At 43.6% G+C, this 16,673-nt stretch carries 13 protein-coding genes and 1 riboswitch; of the genes, 3 read left to right on the top strand and 10 right to left on the bottom strand.

Annotated elements, in window-relative coordinates:
• Positions 1-249 precede the first annotated feature (249 nt).
• Both VYM24_RS24825 and VYM24_RS24820 read left to right on the top strand, forming a co-directional pair.
• Complete coding sequence (locus VYM24_RS24825; RefSeq protein ID WP_025832117.1) at positions 250-564, top strand: nucleotidyltransferase domain-containing protein; 315 nt, start codon at positions 250-252, stop codon at positions 562-564.
• Positions 561-968 (top strand): HEPN domain-containing protein, encoded by a 408-nt coding sequence (locus tag VYM24_RS24820; protein WP_299088668.1) that lies wholly within the window; start codon positions 561-563, stop codon positions 966-968. The genes VYM24_RS24825 and VYM24_RS24820 overlap by 4 nt, the downstream gene beginning before the upstream one ends.
• A gap of 53 nt (positions 969-1,021) precedes the next feature.
• Here VYM24_RS24820 and VYM24_RS24815 read toward each other — a convergent pair whose 3' ends face one another.
• The 5 genes from VYM24_RS24815 to VYM24_RS24795 are packed head-to-tail and all read right to left on the bottom strand — an operon-like array spanning position 1,022 to position 7,316.
• The gene (locus VYM24_RS24815) at positions 1,022-2,023 is read right to left on the bottom strand and encodes an ABC transporter ATP-binding protein (RefSeq protein ID WP_330941119.1); all 1,002 of its coding nucleotides are present in this window, start codon (positions 2,021-2,023) and stop codon (positions 1,022-1,024) included.
• Entirely contained in the window at positions 2,023-3,054 is a 1,032-nt protein-coding gene (locus VYM24_RS24810; RefSeq protein ID WP_299088663.1) for an iron ABC transporter permease, read from the bottom strand. The genes VYM24_RS24815 and VYM24_RS24810 overlap by 1 nt, the downstream gene beginning before the upstream one ends.
• A gap of 11 nt (positions 3,055-3,065) precedes the next feature.
• Positions 3,066-4,202: an ABC transporter substrate-binding protein gene (locus VYM24_RS24805; RefSeq protein ID WP_291554640.1), complete on the bottom strand. Its 1,137-nt coding sequence runs from the start codon at positions 4,200-4,202 to the stop codon at positions 3,066-3,068.
• A gap of 4 nt (positions 4,203-4,206) precedes the next feature.
• Entirely contained in the window at positions 4,207-5,280 is a 1,074-nt protein-coding gene (locus VYM24_RS24800; protein ID WP_330941118.1) for a YncE family protein, read from the bottom strand.
• Between the two features lie 23 nt (positions 5,281-5,303).
• Positions 5,304-7,316: a TonB-dependent receptor plug domain-containing protein gene (locus tag VYM24_RS24795; protein WP_330941117.1), complete on the bottom strand. Its 2,013-nt coding sequence runs from the start codon at positions 7,314-7,316 to the stop codon at positions 5,304-5,306.
• 50 nt (positions 7,317-7,366) lie between these two features.
• Positions 7,367-7,569, bottom strand: a riboswitch (cobalamin riboswitch).
• A gap of 101 nt (positions 7,570-7,670) precedes the next feature.
• Between VYM24_RS24795 and VYM24_RS24790 the strand changes: the two genes are divergently transcribed.
• A complete protein-coding gene (locus tag VYM24_RS24790) occupies positions 7,671-8,912 on the top strand; it encodes a serpin family protein (protein ID WP_299088658.1) in 1,242 nt (413 codons plus the stop codon).
• A gap of 57 nt (positions 8,913-8,969) precedes the next feature.
• On the opposite strand, the gene VYM24_RS24785 is transcribed toward VYM24_RS24790, so the two are convergent.
• The 5 genes from VYM24_RS24785 to VYM24_RS24765 form a co-directional block, all read right to left on the bottom strand.
• The gene (locus VYM24_RS24785) at positions 8,970-10,157 is read right to left on the bottom strand and encodes a TolC family protein (protein ID WP_425286619.1); all 1,188 of its coding nucleotides are present in this window, start codon (positions 10,155-10,157) and stop codon (positions 8,970-8,972) included.
• A 30-nt stretch (positions 10,158-10,187) separates the two neighbouring features.
• The gene (locus VYM24_RS24780) at positions 10,188-13,292 is read right to left on the bottom strand and encodes an efflux RND transporter permease subunit (protein ID WP_330941116.1); all 3,105 of its coding nucleotides are present in this window, start codon (positions 13,290-13,292) and stop codon (positions 10,188-10,190) included.
• Between the two features lie 144 nt (positions 13,293-13,436).
• Complete coding sequence (locus VYM24_RS24775) at positions 13,437-14,675, bottom strand: efflux RND transporter periplasmic adaptor subunit (RefSeq protein ID WP_299088881.1); 1,239 nt, start codon at positions 14,673-14,675, stop codon at positions 13,437-13,439.
• Positions 14,676-14,749: 74 nt separating this feature from the next.
• Entirely contained in the window at positions 14,750-15,163 is a 414-nt protein-coding gene (locus tag VYM24_RS24770; protein WP_074435160.1) for a DUF6769 family protein, read from the bottom strand.
• Between the two features lie 61 nt (positions 15,164-15,224).
• Positions 15,225-16,610 carry an FAD-dependent oxidoreductase gene (locus VYM24_RS24765; RefSeq protein ID WP_291554653.1) on the bottom strand — a complete coding sequence of 462 codons (1,386 nt, stop codon included), beginning with the start codon at positions 16,608-16,610 and terminating at the stop codon, positions 15,225-15,227.
• Positions 16,611-16,673: the final 63 nt, after the last annotated feature.

Raw genomic sequence — 16,673 nt, 5'->3', positions numbered from 1 at the left:
TGTAATCTTTTGATAATCAGCAATGAAAATATTAGCTGAAATCAGTGAGTTTGTACTTAAATATCGTCAGTACAAAAATTCCTCTTCAGACTCAACTAAGTATATCGGGATTACTATATATGGGCGGATTACAAATCCTTATACTCAATCAATCGGATTACAGATCGATTGGACGAAGAAATAAGTCGTTGCATCTCTTACCTTTCCGTTTTTTTATATAACTTTGTTCGCAAATAAAAGGTAATGAATATGAAACGTCCACAAATTGTAGAACAGATACGCAAGGCTTTGGCTCAAGTGGCACCCGAAGCGCAAGCCATTTTGTATGGCAGTGAAGCGCGTGGAGATGCTCGTCCTGACAGCGATATTGATTTGCTGGTATTGGTTGACGGAAATAAATTGACCGTTAAAGAAGAAGACCGTATCATTACCCCGCTTTACGACATTGAAATTGAGACGGGAGTGCAAATAAACGCACGTGTCCTATTAAAAAAGATTTGGGAGAACCGTCCTTTTCAAACTCCTTTTTGTATGAATGTAATGAAAGAAGGAATTGTGTTATGAAAGAGCAATTAAATCGTGAAAACATCGAGGCATTGGCAAACTACCGATTTCAGCGCGCCGAAGAAACCTTAAAGGAAATACCCTATCTGAAACAACAGGGATATTATAATACGGCAGTTAACCGCCTTTATTATGCCTGCTATTATGCAGCAGTTGCGCTGCTTATCAAGCACGAGGTAAATCCCGGCACCCATTCAGGTGTCAAACAGATGATAGGATTGCATTTTGTAGCTACCGGTCGTTTGTCTCGCGAGTTGGGGCGTTGCTTCTCCCTGCTTTTCGAGCGTCGCCACAGTAGCGATTATGATGATTTTGCCTATTCGAATGAAGAAGAAATAGACGAGTTGATACCTAAAGCGACAGCTTTTATTGAAGCCGTCGGAGGTTTGCTAAAAGAACAATAAATAGAATTCCGATATTTTTTCTTCTGACTATCCAAAAAATATCATGGCCTTTGTCATACATTGGCAAGTAGCTGCTCGAAAGAACAGAATGTGTATTCCTTTTCCTTGTGCAGTCTGAAATCTTCGGCAGACAACACCTGTAATCGCGGTAAGCTACTTGTTTCTGTCACAGAATCAGAGCAACAAGCATATCCGTGACGGTTCAGTGCATTGGTTATCCAGTGCAATAATACTTCATCGTTTGCTTCTACGATGATATTGCGATGGCTGTTCACTTTCGGATAATACACTCCATGTGCATAATCAAACCGGATATCATTACGGGAAAATAAGCTATCCATCCGGTGACTCAGAATCATATCCTCTGTGACTCCGCATTGCAGTCCGTTCTCTTTGGAAAGCAGCCATAGTTTGTCTGCCAGCACTAATGCCTGTTCTATATCATGGGTGGAAAGTAAAATCGCTTTATTCTGTTCTACAGCCAGACGGTGAAGTAGAGTCATAATCTCAATGCGGCTCACTACATCCAGGAAAGCGGTAGGCTCATCCAATAGGATAAGAGGGCATTCCTGTACCAATGCTTTGGCAATCATTACTTTTTGCCGTTCGCCGTCCGACAATTCTGCGGTATAGCTTTGGGCTTTATGACTGATGCTCACTGCTTCCAATGCTTCTTCAATGATGGCGTGGTCCGATTTATTCAGTCTGCCGAAAAAACCCGTGTGAGGTTGGCGTCCCAGAGCTACGAGCTCGTATACCGTCAGTCCTCCTGCCTGTGTCTTGTCTGTCAGTACGACGCCGATGGTACGTGAACATTCTTTTTCCGAGTAATCGGAGAGTGGTTTATCCTGTATAAGCAATTCTCCTGATAAAGCCGGTTGCGAGGCGGAGAGGGTGCGAAGCAGAGTAGACTTACCTGTTCCGTTGGCTCCCAGCAGACAAGTAAGTTCTCCGGGGAAGAGCCGGAAAGAAAGATGCTCATGCACCCGTTTCTCTTGCTTCCCCGAACGGTAGCCGATACATAAATCATTCGCGGTGATAACAGCTTTCTCCATCAGTTGAAATATTGTATTTTACGTTGGTTTACGATTACATATATAATAACGGGTGCGCCCAGCACCGGGGTCACTGCATTCAGCGGAATGATGCCCGCTTCGCCCGGCAGGATACAGATAAGGTTGCAGAGTAGGGCAATGGCGGCTCCCGTCAGCAAAGTGACGGGGAGCAGTGAATTGTGATTGGACGTGCCCAGCATCAGGCGGGAGATATGTGGAACGGCCAGACCGATGAAAGCAACAGGTCCGCAGAAGGCGGTAGTGACGGCTGTCAGTAGTCCGGTGGCGATCAGTAACAGATTTCTTGTGCGACGGATGTTTACTCCTAAGTTTTCAGCATAGCGAGTACCCAACAGCAAGGCATTCAAGGGTTTGATAAGCAGGATGGAAAGTAACAAACCTGCCAGACAGAAAATGGAGAAATAGGGTAGTTGTTGCAATGAGACACCTCCGAAGTTCCCCATACCCCAAATCATATAAGAATGTACTCCTTCGGCTGTTGCGAAGAAGTTGAGCAATGAAATGGCGGAAGAAGTGATATAGCCGATCATGATACCTGTAATCAGCAACATGATATTGCTTTTTATCAGTGTAGAAAAGAAAAGGATAAGCCCCATTACCACCATCGATCCGATGAAAGCTCCCAGTATCACCGAGAAGAAACCGGACAAGGTGAATATACCCGTTGCAATGCTTCCACCACCAGCCAACATTACGAGTGCCACGCCAAGGCTTGCCCCTGAATTTATTCCTAAAATGGACGGACCTGCCAGCGGATTATTGAAAGCTGTTTGAAGCATCAACCCCGAAGCCGCCAATGCCGCACCACATAGCAGCGCTGTGACAGCCTGCGGTAGGCGCGACTCCCAGATAATAAAACTCCAACTGGCTTTCTCAACTTCATTGCCCGCTAGAATATCCCATACCGCTCCGGCAGGAATGCTGATCGAGCCAAACCAGAGATTAGCGGTCATCAATAGGAGAATGAGAACCGACAGTACTATGCCATATATAGATCCTTTGCCTTTCAAACCATTAAATTTTATTCTGCTAATTTACTATAATATTTCGATTCATATCCTTCCAGCATCGAAGGATGGAAGATTTTTATTAAATCTTTCAATAACCAGTCCGGCCGGAAAGGCGTTTCTTCATAAAAAGGAACCCGGTTGGTATTGCATCCGTAGATATTCCGTTCTTTGAAGGCGCGGAAACCGGCGTAAGGGGCAAACTCTTTTTCCAGTTCACTATAGGTCTTATCTGCAGGTTGGTTGTAGCGTATCAGCCAGAAATCCGCCTGTTGACCTTTCTCAAAGATAACTTCGAAAGGATAGGGGAGTGAGCCGCTATGTGTATCTTCTCTGAAAATATAGTTGGCACCTGCATCAGAGTATAGTTTGGCGATGGTACTGTTACCACCCGGAGTGTACCAGGTAGAGCTTGTTTTCAAATCACACATCACGGAGGGGGCAAAAGAGATAGGCTTTACTAATTCTTGTAAATCCTTATAGTTTCTTTCTATCGAAGTAAACATAGCATCTGCTTCTGTTTTCTTGCCAAATAATAAACCGTAGAAACGCATCCATTCGGCACGTCCCAATGAAGAGGTTTCCATATAGTCGGCACATTCAATGATGGGTACATCCAGTTTCTCTACACGTCCGTATCCACCGCTGTTTTCAAAAGGAGAAAGTAGGATGGCATCGGGGTGCAGGTCTATGATTTTTTCGATATTGGGGTTCATGCCATCACCTACATCGGTGATGGTGCCGTTTCGGCATCCTTCCTCGATTTCCGGTAGTTTGATGTACTTCAGGTCGCATACGCCACCGATACTATTTAAGGCACCGAGGTCTTTCAGCAAGCTGCAATGAACGGATGAGTAGATGACTGCTTTACTAAGTGGGGTGCGGACAAGAGTACCTTGAGGCAGTTCTTGGGGTAACGGCTGTTTTTTGTCTACTAATACATAGGTGTGTAGTATCTTTGCTGTATCCCAGGGATTGCGTAGCTGTGCAACGATGTAATTTTCGTAATCTATCAGAGAGAGATTAGAGGAGTAGTGTAGCGGGATGGTGTCTCCTTGTGCAGAGCCGGAAGCAGTGCTGCTCTTTCCGCCACAGGCGGAAAGAAGTAGCACTGTCACCCAAAGGGTTAGAAAAAAAGAAAATTGTTTCATGCTGTTATTCAGTTACAAAGTGCATATTAGTGGTATAGTAGCCGGTTTCCAATTTCTTTTTGAGTACGCCGTCACTACCATAAACATATATGTCGTTGAGAGCAGAAGAGGGTTGATCGATGATAATTACATCTCCTGTAGCCGGGTCGACTACAATATTACCAGGATTGGAGAAATCGCTGTAGTTGGCAAACTGCGTGGTTTGTTTGGTATTCATGTCATATACAGAAATGCTTTTAGGAGCGGCATCTTCGTAATATTCTGCATAAATAAGATAGATTTTATTGTTTTTTATTGCCATTTTGCTGGCTGGGCATATTTCCGTAACCTGATCTGTTTGCGGATCGATGCATTGTAATGTCTGCGCGGGATTCCCGCCAAAATCTCCGCATGAAATGAAGTACACCTTTCCGTCTTCTCCGGTTGTACAGACATCATAGGGGTTGAGAAGAACTTCTATGTCTTTGATTTTAGTAAAGTTGGCAAGATTGACAACAGCTACATATTTGCCTGTACCATCCATATCATAATTGGATAGATTAATATATAACTTTCCGTTAGCTGAGGTAAGGGCTTCCGGATGACTTCCTCCTACCTCTGTTTTTTGGGTTATTGAAAGGCTTGTAGTGTCTATTTGTGATACGGTGCCATCGTATGCGGTGAAATAAATATTTCCTTTGGCTGCTGTCATGTATCGCGGTTGAATAGGTTGCCCGCTCTCATTTGTTAAGTTCAAAGTTTTTATACGTTTGAAGTCTTTTCTATCTACGATTTCTATTTTAGCAGAGCTGCTGCATGTGATATAGATTTTAGAACCGTATATACATAAGTCCTGTGCATCGCCGATACCTGCTCCGTTGGCAGCTGCAAACAAATCTGCACTAACTGTCTTCAGATCCCTGTCATACCATTGTATGGTACCATTATTCTCATTCCAGTTTCCTGTATTAATAACATATGCTCCATTAACAGGTGCTATCGGTCCTTCCGGTCCTTTCGGTTCGTCATCATCATTACATGCGGTAAATGCTCCTAATGCCATAACCAACATGGTGGTTTTATACCAATACTTCTTCATTGTTTCTGTTTTTAGTTTATAATTTATAATTTATAGTTGATTGTTACTTTGTAATTGCGTCCGGGCATCGGGTAGAAGCGGACTATTTCGTAGTTCTTATCACTCAGGTTCAAGGCATCCAGCTGTATGCGTAGTGACTGCTTCTTCCATTTAAAGGTATGCGAGAGTGCTATACTGTGGTCAGTGTAAGATTTAATACGATTTTCCGGGATGTTTTGGGCAATCGAATAGCGTTCCGAAGCATACATTATGTTATAAGTCAGGTTGACATACGGATTCTCAAAAGTCAGACTTCCCGAACCTGAATGTTTCGGAGTATATATAATCTGATTCCGCCATATTTTAGAATTACGGTCGGTAATATCTTCTGCTTGCATGAAGTTGTAAGTTCCTGTGAGATATAACTTATAATGTTTTGCTAATTCTTTTTCAATTGCCAGGTTAATATCCGTACCAATAGTTTCGACTTTACCTAAATTCATCATCTTCCAGATAAACATAGTGGGTATTGCCACGATTTTATCTTTCACCCGATTATAATAAGCATCTACTGAAAGGCTTAGATAGTCGATAAATTCCAATGATGTAGAATTCCACGTTGTACCTACATTGAATTGCCGGGTAACTTCAGGCTTTAAATTATGGTTGCCAATTATCAGATAATACAAATCATTGAATGTCGGCGTACGGAAGATATCTTTGTATGAAGCCCTGAAACGTAGACCAAAATCAAAAGGTTTCCACGACAGGCTGACAGCGGGTGAAAGGCGTTTACGGTCTGCAGCAGCTTTTCCTGTCCGTACATTCTCTGTAATATAAGTATTTAGTAGGGAAGCGGTAGCAGAAAATCGGTTGCTTTTATAGTGTGTGGCTATTGCTGTTAAATAGGTGAAACGTTCCGGATATTGATTGTTCTGTAGAGTCGTTGACAAATAGTTATAGGCGAAATCCTGTGCTAATGAGAAAGATAACCCTTTCACCGGTTCGCTCCATAGGGTAGTGGATAAGTAAGTCTCAGTCTGGCGGAAACGATTGTCTGTAATACCGGAAGATTCATTATTATAGTCCCGGTTCCAGCTGAAGTTAAATTTTCCGCTTGCTTGTAATTTCCATTTTTCAGAGAATCGATTCTCATACTTCAATTGGCCGAAGTAATTACGGTCATATAGTCTTTCGGCAGCATACGAATTGTCATAAATCACTCCGCCGGGTAACCCTCTTTCCGAATCAAAGAGATAAACTTTGGTTTTCAAATCCTGTTTCTCATTCAGAGTTACAAACAAATTTAATTCTGCCCGATAAGTCTCTATATCACTATTGTTTCGTTTGGAGTCAATCAGTTTATTCCCATTCCACATTTTGAAAGGATAATTACCGTCTGCCCGTAAATAATCAGCATAGGCAGAAAGACTGAAACGGTTACTTAATTTCTGGGCATAAAATAAAGAAGGATTAGCAAGCCCGTAAGAACCGGTTTTCATATTTGCAAGCAATTGGAAAGGTCTGTCACTGAAATCCGGACGTGCGGTTTCGATACTTAAAGCACCGGCAGAGGCAAACATCTTCGCTGTCTGGTAAATATTATCGCTCTGACCAATGCTGAGTGCCAGTTCGGAAACATTGTCTAACGAGAAACGGGAGATATCTACCTGGCCTGACTGACAATCACTGACAGTCACTCCGTCATAGCTGACTGCTGTATGTTGCGCTCCCAGACTGCGTACAGAAACAGTCTTTAATCCACCAATTCCGCCATAATCCTTAACGCTGACTCCTGAGAAATGACGAACTGCATCGGCCACATCCGATACTCCCAAACGTTCCATATCAGTTTTCTTCATCTGTTGGAGTGGGGCGGTTGCTGAGAGAGCCGGTGGCACACGCCGACCTTTTATCCCCACTTCCGGAATGGCATGTACCTTTCCAGTAATGGAATCTCCTGCTTGTTGTGCTTGTAGATTGACCCAAAGCCAACATAAAAGGCAAAGCAAATTAAACCGTAGTCGGGTATACCGGCATAGATTATCTTTTATCATAAACAGAATGCTAAAAACAATATACATCTCATACCCTTTCCTCGAAAGCATAAGATTTGATAGGTTTTGCAGGTCTTCTGACTTACTCCGGATTTGCCGCCTTCCCACCATACGAATATTGGCAGTGGCACAGGTGATTGGCAAATCCTGCAATAGGAGATCACAGCAGCGGGACTGTTTGGGAGTCACACCCAATTCCCTTTTCATGGAGTATACCGAAAGGCATACTCCAACAAAACCGAGAGCAAAGATAGGAAAGATTTATGTTTTATTTGTGATGTAGTGCAGTATTTTATAAATTTATGCATTTATTCTAACAGAGTAACTTAATAGAAAACTAATACTATAATGCTTATGCTAAAGAAAACTATTGCTGCGCTAAGCCTACTCAGTATCCTTGCAGCCTGTCAGAATGATGAGAATCCTTCTCAACCGGAACCAAAACCACGTCAAGACATCAATCTCACTCGTGCGGAACAAGATTTTATGGACAAAGGTACAGACTTTGCTTTCCGTTTCTTCGATCAGGTGTGCAGTACCGAAAAAGAAAAACCGAATGTTTTTGTGTCTCCATTGAGTGCATCACTTTGCTTATCGATGATTACTAACGGAGCTTCGGGCAATACGCTTACTGAAATGCAGTATGTATTGGGATTTCCTGCCGCTTCTTTCTCTCTTGATGATCTGAATAACTATAATCAAAAATTAACTTCAGCTTTATTGGATTTAGATAATACCACTCAATTAGGAATCGCCAATTCTATTTGGGTGAAACAAGGTTTTAAAGTTTACGATTCTTTTGTGGATGTGAATAAGAAGATGTATGATGCCCAGGTACAGGAACTTGATTTTACATCTCCCACAGCGAAGGATGTGATTAACCGGTGGTGCGCTGAGCAGACGAATAATTGTATAAAAGAGGTTATACAGAGAATACCGGAAGATGCACGTATGTATTTGATTAATGCACTCTACTTCAAAGGTATCTGGAAGAGTCAATTCCAAAAATCGGATACTCGCCAGGAAAACTTTACTAATTCTGATGGTACTGAGCAGAAAGTGAACATGATGAATCAGACAGAAACGTTTAATTATGCTCAGAACTCAGCATTTTCCATCGCAGAATTGCCATATGGTAACGAAGCTTTCAGTATGGTGCTCTTATTGCCTGCCGGGGATAAGACTTTGGATGAGAGTTTGTCCGGGTTGACTTATGAAAACTGGAAGGAATGGAATGCAGCTTTGTCGAGCAGGCAATTGCAGGTTAAACTTCCCCGTTTCAAAGTGGAGTATGACAAGATGCTCATAGAGGATATGGTTGCTATGGGGATGAAGGATGCCTTTGATGGTCATAAGGCTGATTTCTCTAAAATGTCGGCTGCCGAGTTATATATTGGTCTTTTGCAGCAATTTACTTATGTAAATGTAGATGAGGAAGGTACTGAAGCAGCGGCTGTTACAGTTGGTGGAATGTTGGAAACATCCGCTGGACCATCTACTCCTATATCTTTCTATGTAGATCGTCCTTTTGCTTTCGTGATTAAGGAAAAGAGTACGGGAGCAATTCTTTTTATGGGGAAAATTACGAAACTATAATAAATGATAAAAGAGGGCCTGAACATTCAAGCCCTCTTTCGTTATAATATACTGTTTTTACAACTTACTCTTATAAATCTGTGCCATCACCTTCTGATACTGGTTCTCCAGTTGTAGCAGATTTTGTTTGCTTTGATAAATCACAGAAACTTCCACAAAGAATTCTATCACGCTGATTTGTCCACCTGTAAGGGCTTGTTTAAGCAATGCGAGATCTTGTTGTGAGCTGAAGGCTTCCTGATATTCCTGCATGGAAGCTTGCAAGGATTGAGCTTCGCGATAAAGCTGTGCTAATGAAGACTCTGCCTGCAAAGTCGCATTCTCTTTCTGAAAATCTATATTCATGGATTGTGCCTTGGCTATCTTCACCTTATTTCGGTTCTCGAAGATGGGGAAAGAAAAGCCCACCACAACACCATTGAACGGAGTGCCCGATTCGGTGTTACGACGATAACCTAACTCCAACTTAGGCAGCCAGCCTTGTTTACTGACAGAAATTTGTTTGCGGGCAGCAGCGCTTTCGTTGCTCAGTGACCACAAAGCAGCATCCGACGCGATAACCTCTTCACGCAGTTGTTCATAATCAGCCGGTAGTGGATGCAGCGGATATTCGCTGAGAGAAGAGATTTGCAATGGCTGGTTGCTGTTCAATGCAGTCAGTTCTTGCCATTTGTTTTCCAAGGTGGTGCGGTTGGTTCGTGCTTCTGTACGAACGTTCAGCAATTCCAGATTGATTTTATTGGTTTCCAAAACATTGGCATCTCCTGTTTCCAAACGTTTCTTGTAATAGGCGGAAAGTTCTTCTGCCTGTTTTAGACGTTCGTCCAGCAATCTTTGCTGTTGTTGCAACATGAGGATGTCGAGGCATATTTCCTTGGCTTGAAGCAACAGTTGCTGGCGGAAGGCGGTGGATTGTGCATCGAGTGCACCGGTTTTAAGACGATTCACTTGTCCACGCGTAGCGTAGAGCGTAGGGAAGTCGAAGCTTTGTGAAACAACGAGCTCGCCGATGGTTTCGTCCTTATCTTTTGCTCCCCACAGGTGAGAATAAGAAAGGGTTGGGTCGGGAAGATTATTCTCTGACTTGTTTTCCATTTTCTGCGAAGTGATGAGTTGGGCGTTGGCCTGCAACTCTTTATTATTCGCTTCAATGCGGCGCAGCACTTCGTCTATGTCGACCGATTGTGCGCGCATCCCCGCATATAGGAAAAAGGTGATAATACTAAATATCAGAATTCGTTTCATTATTTGATATTGTTAATGGTTATATGGATGTTAATTCGCTGGTTTCCGGTGCATCATCAGATAAACAATCGGAATGATGAAACCGTTCAGGAACGTGGAAGTTAAAAGACCGCCAAGGATAACTTTCGCCATCGGACTTTGAATTTCATTACCCGGCAAATCTCCTCCCAATGCCAATGGAATAAGAGCGAGAGCAGAAGACAATGCTGTCATCAGAATCGGATTCAAACGGTCCATTGAGCCACGGATTACACTGTCGTACACATTCAGTCCTTCTTCCTGTTGCAAATGGTTGTAGTGGCTGATCAGTAACATACCGTTTCGGGTGGCGATACCAAATAGTGAAATAAAACCGATAATAGCCGGAATACTCACCTCTCCCGTTGTCATCAACAAAGCAAACACACCACCGATCAATGCAAGCGGCAGGTTGATAAGTATGATTGCACTCTCTTTTACACTACGGAATTCATGATAAAGCAGTAAGAAGATCACCACAATACTCATCAATGATGTGAGTAACAAGGTGCGGCTTGCTGCCTGTTCACTCTCAAATTGGCCGCCATATTCCAGATGATACCCTTCGGGCAATTTAATATCCTTGTCCACACGGGCCTGAATATCATTCACCACACTGCGCAGGTCGCGGTCGGCAACATTGGCGGAGATCACGATTTTACGTTTCACATTCTCGCGGCTGATGGTATTCGGTCCCATGGCAGAACGCACTTCTGCGATGTAGTTCAAAGGTATTTTCTTTCCGTCACTTGTATCTATCATCAAGTTGCGTATCTTCTCCATTTCGTCGCGAAGATCATCACGTACACGTACGGTAAGGTCGAAACTTTTACCTTTCTCGTATACCTGTGATACGGTTTCACCAGCAAGACAGACATTCACGAACTCAGAGAATTCCGGTAATGAGATACCAAACTTAGCCAGCATTTCCCGCTTGGGTGAAATGATAAGCTGAGGACGTTCTATTTGTTGTTCTACATTCAGGTCGGCAATACCCGGAATATCCTGGATGGCACCTTTGATTTCATTACCCAAGGTAAACATACGGTTCAGGTCGTCACCAAACAGTTTAATTGCGATGTTGGCTTTTGTACCACTGAGCATAGCATCGATACGGTGGCTGATAGGCTGGCCGATTTCCACATTTGCCCCTACGATAGTACCTAACTTTTCGCGTACTTCGGCAACCAGCTCACTGCGTGAACGATCTTTCAATTCGAACGGAGCTTCTATTTCCGAAACATTCACACCAAGTGCATGCTCGTCCAGTTCAGCACGTCCGGTCTTACGGGCAACGGTTTGTATTTCGGGAATGCTGAGCAGTAATTCCTCCGCACGGTGTCCCATCTTGTCACTTTCTTCTAATGAGATGCCTGGTAAAGAAGATATGTTAATCGTAAACGAACCTTCGTTGAAAGGTGGCAGGAACGAACGTCCCAATGTGAAGAAACATACCAGGGCAACTACGAACAGACCGATTGTACCGCCCAGTACGATCTTCTTATGTCCCAGTACGAATGCCAATGCAGCACCATACCACTGTTTCATCTTGCGTGCTACGAACGAGTCGCTGCTCTCTTTCTGTTCCTTCTTCTTGTCTTTTCCTAAAAGATAGGAGCAAAGTACTGGTGTAACTGTCAATGCCACTACCGTAGAAGCTGCCAGTGCTACAATGAACGCAATACCCAGTGGAACCAGCATACGGCCTTCCATGCCGGTGAGGAAGAACAGCGGTACGAAACTGACTACGATAATCAGCGTAGAATTCAGAATAGGCATACGTACTTCTTTCGATGCGTTGAATACTACTTCCAGTATGGAAAGGCGTTCTTCCACAGGCTTTAACTTATTCTCGTGGAGTCGTTTATATACGTTCTCCACGTCCACAATGGCATCATCCACCAGCGAACCGATAGCGATGGCAAGACCACCGAGGCTCATTGTATTAATTGTGAAGCCCATATAATGCAGTGTTACCAGTGAAGTAATCAATGAAAGCGGTAGTGTAACCAATGAGATCACCGTTGTACGTACATTCGCAAGGAACAGGAATAGGACAATCACAACGAAGATACCTCCTTCAAACAAGGACTTCTGTACGTTTCCGATAGAGCTTTCGATAAAGCGGCTCTGGCGGAAGATGTCTGTGCTGACTTTTACATCCGGTGGCAGGTTCTTCTGCAAGTCTTTTAAAGATGCTTCTAATTTATCCGTTAATTCCAGTGTACTGGTGGCTGGTTGCTTGGTTACTGTTAACAGTACGGCGGATTTACCCCGTTCGGATGCTGTACCCAGTTTGGGTAGCTTTGCTCCGATATGTACATCTGCAATGTCTTCCAGTAAGATAGGAGCACTGCCCGAAGCTGTTCCACCACGTACTACGGCACGTGCCAGTTGATCTACACGGTCGGTAGAAAGTACTCCACGCACAATGTATTCGTTACCATATTCATATAGCACGCCACCGTTTGCGTTCAGATTCATTTCGCGGGTTACAGTCATGATTTCATTCAGCGTAACGCCATAATGCCGCATCCGTTCCGGATCTAATTGTATCTGATATTCCTTTATATCACCTCCAAGTACTGCTACCTGTGCTACACCGCCCGTAGAGAGCAGACGCGGACGGATGGTCCAGTCGGCTATTGTACGCAGGTCGAGCATGGAGGTAGAGTCGGCCGTCAATCCGATAATCAGCATTTCACCCAGAATGGATGATTGTGGACCCAACGTTGGTTTACCTACACCGGTAGGCAGGCTTTCACTTACGACGGCCAACTTTTCGCTGACAATCTGCCGGGCCAGATAAATATCCGTATCCCAATCGAATTCTACCCATACTACAGAGAAGCCGTTGGTAGATGAAGAACGTACGCGGCGCACACCTGTTGCACCGTTCACAGCTGTTTCTACAGGAAATGTAACGAGTTGTTCCACTTCTTCTGCCGCCATGCCGTTTGCCTCAGTCATGATGACAACCGTAGGTGCATTGAGATCTGGAAATACGTCCACTTCCGTATGCATGGCGGTGTAAGTTCCGCCTATCAGTAACAACACCGAGGCCACAAGCACCAGGATGCGGTTATGAAGTGAGAAATGTATGATCTTATTTAACACGATGATATATTAACTATTTTACTATTTATATTTACTATTTGATACACCTTGTCTTTTACCATTTGACATTTACTATTCTTATCATCAGCTTCACGCATTGCACAGCCAAATAGTAAATAGTAACTTGTCAAATAGTAAATAAGTTTAGTGTTCGTGACTGTGTGCCGGTATCGCATTCGTAGCGCTTGCCAGTTTCACTTGATAAGCCCCTTCGGTAACCACGCGGTCTCCAGCTTTTACACCTGAGAGAATCTGTACGCTTTCACCGTTATCGGCTCCGAGAGTTACGAGTTGTTTCTTATATCCTTCTTTATCCAGTTGCAGGTAGACAAAGAAACTGCCTTGCTCTTCAGTCAATGCTGAATGGGGCAGGGATATTACGTTTTCTATAGGGGAAGACAATAAGAAGATTTCTACAAACGAACCGGGGATAATATCACCTTTGTTGTCGAACTCAAAGGTTACAGGTACATAATATCCACCATCACTACCGGAAGCCTTGCCATAAGAGAGAAGACGCCCGTCTAAGTCTTTCAATGTATATACCTTATTATTATAAGGAGTGCAGAAATTAGCAGAACCAATAGTACGCAGATACTGGTAATATTTCTCAGACACATCAGCACGCAGGAACAATTTGCGGTTTTGCGTAATGCTGACTAACGGTTGCCCTACGGCTACATAGTCGCCTTCTTTCACTAACAGGCTTTTTACATATCCGCTGATAGGGGAAACTACAGCTTGTCCGCTTGCTGAACTATTTTTAGCTACGGCTTCGTAGCTGATACGTGCATTTTCGTATGCTTGTTCCGCCTGAGCGAAATCTTTTTCAGAAACAATCTTATTTCCTACGAGGGCTTTCATGCGCTCATATTCTTTCTTGGAAACTTCATAAGCGATACGTGCCCGTTCTACGGGGTCACCATCCGCCATGTTCTTGGAAGATAATGTCACCAGTGGCGTACCTTTACTGACACTCATACCTTCGATTATCTTTCCACGGAAAGATACTACACCAGCTACGGTTGCTACAGCCACGCTCTCATCTCCTTGTGCTGCCATTACTTGACCGCTGGTTTTTATAACCTGATGGAAAATCCCCGGTTCTACAACATTGGATTTTACTCCGGCAGCCTGTGCTTTGGCGGTAGGCAGAATGATTTCGTCACTATGTCCGGCTGCTTGTTCATCGTGGCTATGTCCATCGTGGTTATGTTCGTCACCTTCGTGATTGTGGTCTTCGCTTTCATGATCATGGTCACAACCTTCGTGCTCATGTTTTTCTGTTTCATGATTATGACCTTCGTGTCCATCGCCGGATTTACTATTGCAAGAGCCTAACAGGAATAATCCCATGACTCCCATAAAAAGAATTTTTTTCATGATGATATTTTTATGTTCTTACTTTTATCTGTGTGCAAAATTAGAGATAAAAGCCTGCAATAAAGTTGCAGACTTTACGATAAAGTAAGGACACACGGAGGTGCACGAAGTCCTGTGGCACGTGTGAGATACGTGCCATGAAGTGATTCCTGGTATATGCAATCCTGTCTTTGCCCGCTTTCTTCGGGGAGGACCAATAGTCTGAGAAGTGGTTCGGAGAATAATGTGATAACCAGCGGAAAATCCGGATGTGTCCATCCGTTGTCCGGGCTGGGAGTTTGCTGGAAAAAGTGGGTAGTAACACATCCCGTATCGCAACAGCAATGTTCGCTATCCGGGGTGTGTTGTTGTCCGCAACAATTGGGAGTTATGTCATTCTTCATACATATCAACCCATTATTGTGATGGTGGTGAGGAATAACCGGTACCACCAGCATGACCATGCTGATGAATATAAAAAAGAGTGTTATGTACCGTTTTCTCTGCATCCTTATTTTTTTATTGCGGACAAAGATAGAAGTTAACGGCTTAATTACCAAATGTTAGTTATTAAAAAGCCTTGAATAATCCATTTAAACCTTCACTCATACTGGGATGGGTGAATATGAAGTTACGTAAAGCCGAAGATTTCTGCCCGGTTTTCATGACAAACGCTACCAGATTGATGAGTTCCGGTGCATTCACACAAAAGAGTGAGCAGCCCAGTATTTTCTCAGTATCCGTATTTACAATAGCTTTTAGCATCCCATCCATATTCTGCAAAGTACGTGCACGAGGGATGGCGGAGGCGGGCAGACGTGAAATCTTGATGGGATATCCACGTTTCATGGCTTCTTCTTCCGTCAGACCGATATGTGCCATAGGCGGATCTGTGAAGATGGCGTAAGGTACAGGATTACGGTCGTCAACAGAACGTTCCTTATTACCGAAAAGATGATTTAAGATGATACGGGAATCGTCAATTGAAAGGTAATCATACATTTCCCCGCCTTTAGCGTCTCCCAAGGCCCAGACGTGTGGTGCAGTAGTGCGTAATTGCTCATTGACAATGATCCCTCCTTGTGCATTAACCTGTATTTTTGCTTTTTCCAGATTCAGATCATCTATCATAGGTTTACGTCCTGTTGCAATGAGTAGGGCATCGCCTTCAAGAAAGTAAGGTGTGCCGTCCGAGGCATCCGTATAGGTGGCGGTAATGCCGTCCACTGTATCATGTAATGATTGTACGCGTGCGTTCAGGCGTATCTCTATATTTTTTCTTTTCAGACTTTCCCGCATATATTCGGCAATCTCCCGATCAGCTTTCGGCAAGAAGCGTTTACCGGCTTCCAGAATAGTAACCTTGCTGCCGAATCCGGCATACATGGTGGCAAATTCCAGCCCGATAGCTCCGCTTCCTATAATCAGCAAGTGTTGGGGAAGAATCTCGGTATGCAGCAATGTCTCACTTGTATATACGTATCGGCTGTTTTTTAATCCATCAATATCGGGTAGGATAGGTGTAGAACCGGTATTGATAAAGATTTCTTTTCCTTCCAGTTCAAAGTAATCTTCACTTTCCGGTGAAGGGACTACCTTTACCGTGTCCGGACAGAGAAAAGATGCAGTTCCGTCATACAATGTTATATTAGGGTTATTCGTCAGATTTTCGACGTTCTTTTCTCGAAGGAAGGTGACCAGCTTATCCTTGCGCCTTAGGGCGAGGGAATATAACTTGGATTGTTTCTTATAATCGTCTTGATAGATACGTTCGGCGAATTCTGATTCGTTTATCATGGTTTTAGTAGGAATACATCCTACATTTATACAGGTTCCACCGTACATGTCCGGGGAACGTTCGATGACCGCCACTTTCCAGTTGCGGTTGGCTAATTCGACCGCCAGTAGCTTGCCACCTTTGCCGAAGCCTATTATTATAGCGTCATATCGTTTCATTGTTCTCGTAATTAGAGTTTTATAAAAATGAAACAATATGACGCAAGAAAAGTTGCGGAAGCC

The sequence above is a fragment of the Bacteroides sp. MSB163 genome (assembly GCF_036416795.1).
GTDB classification, from domain to species: Bacteria; Bacteroidota; Bacteroidia; order Bacteroidales; family Bacteroidaceae; genus Bacteroides; species Bacteroides maternus.
The sequence above is the reverse complement of the archived record's forward strand: the minus strand, read 5'-3'. Positions and strand labels throughout refer to the sequence as shown.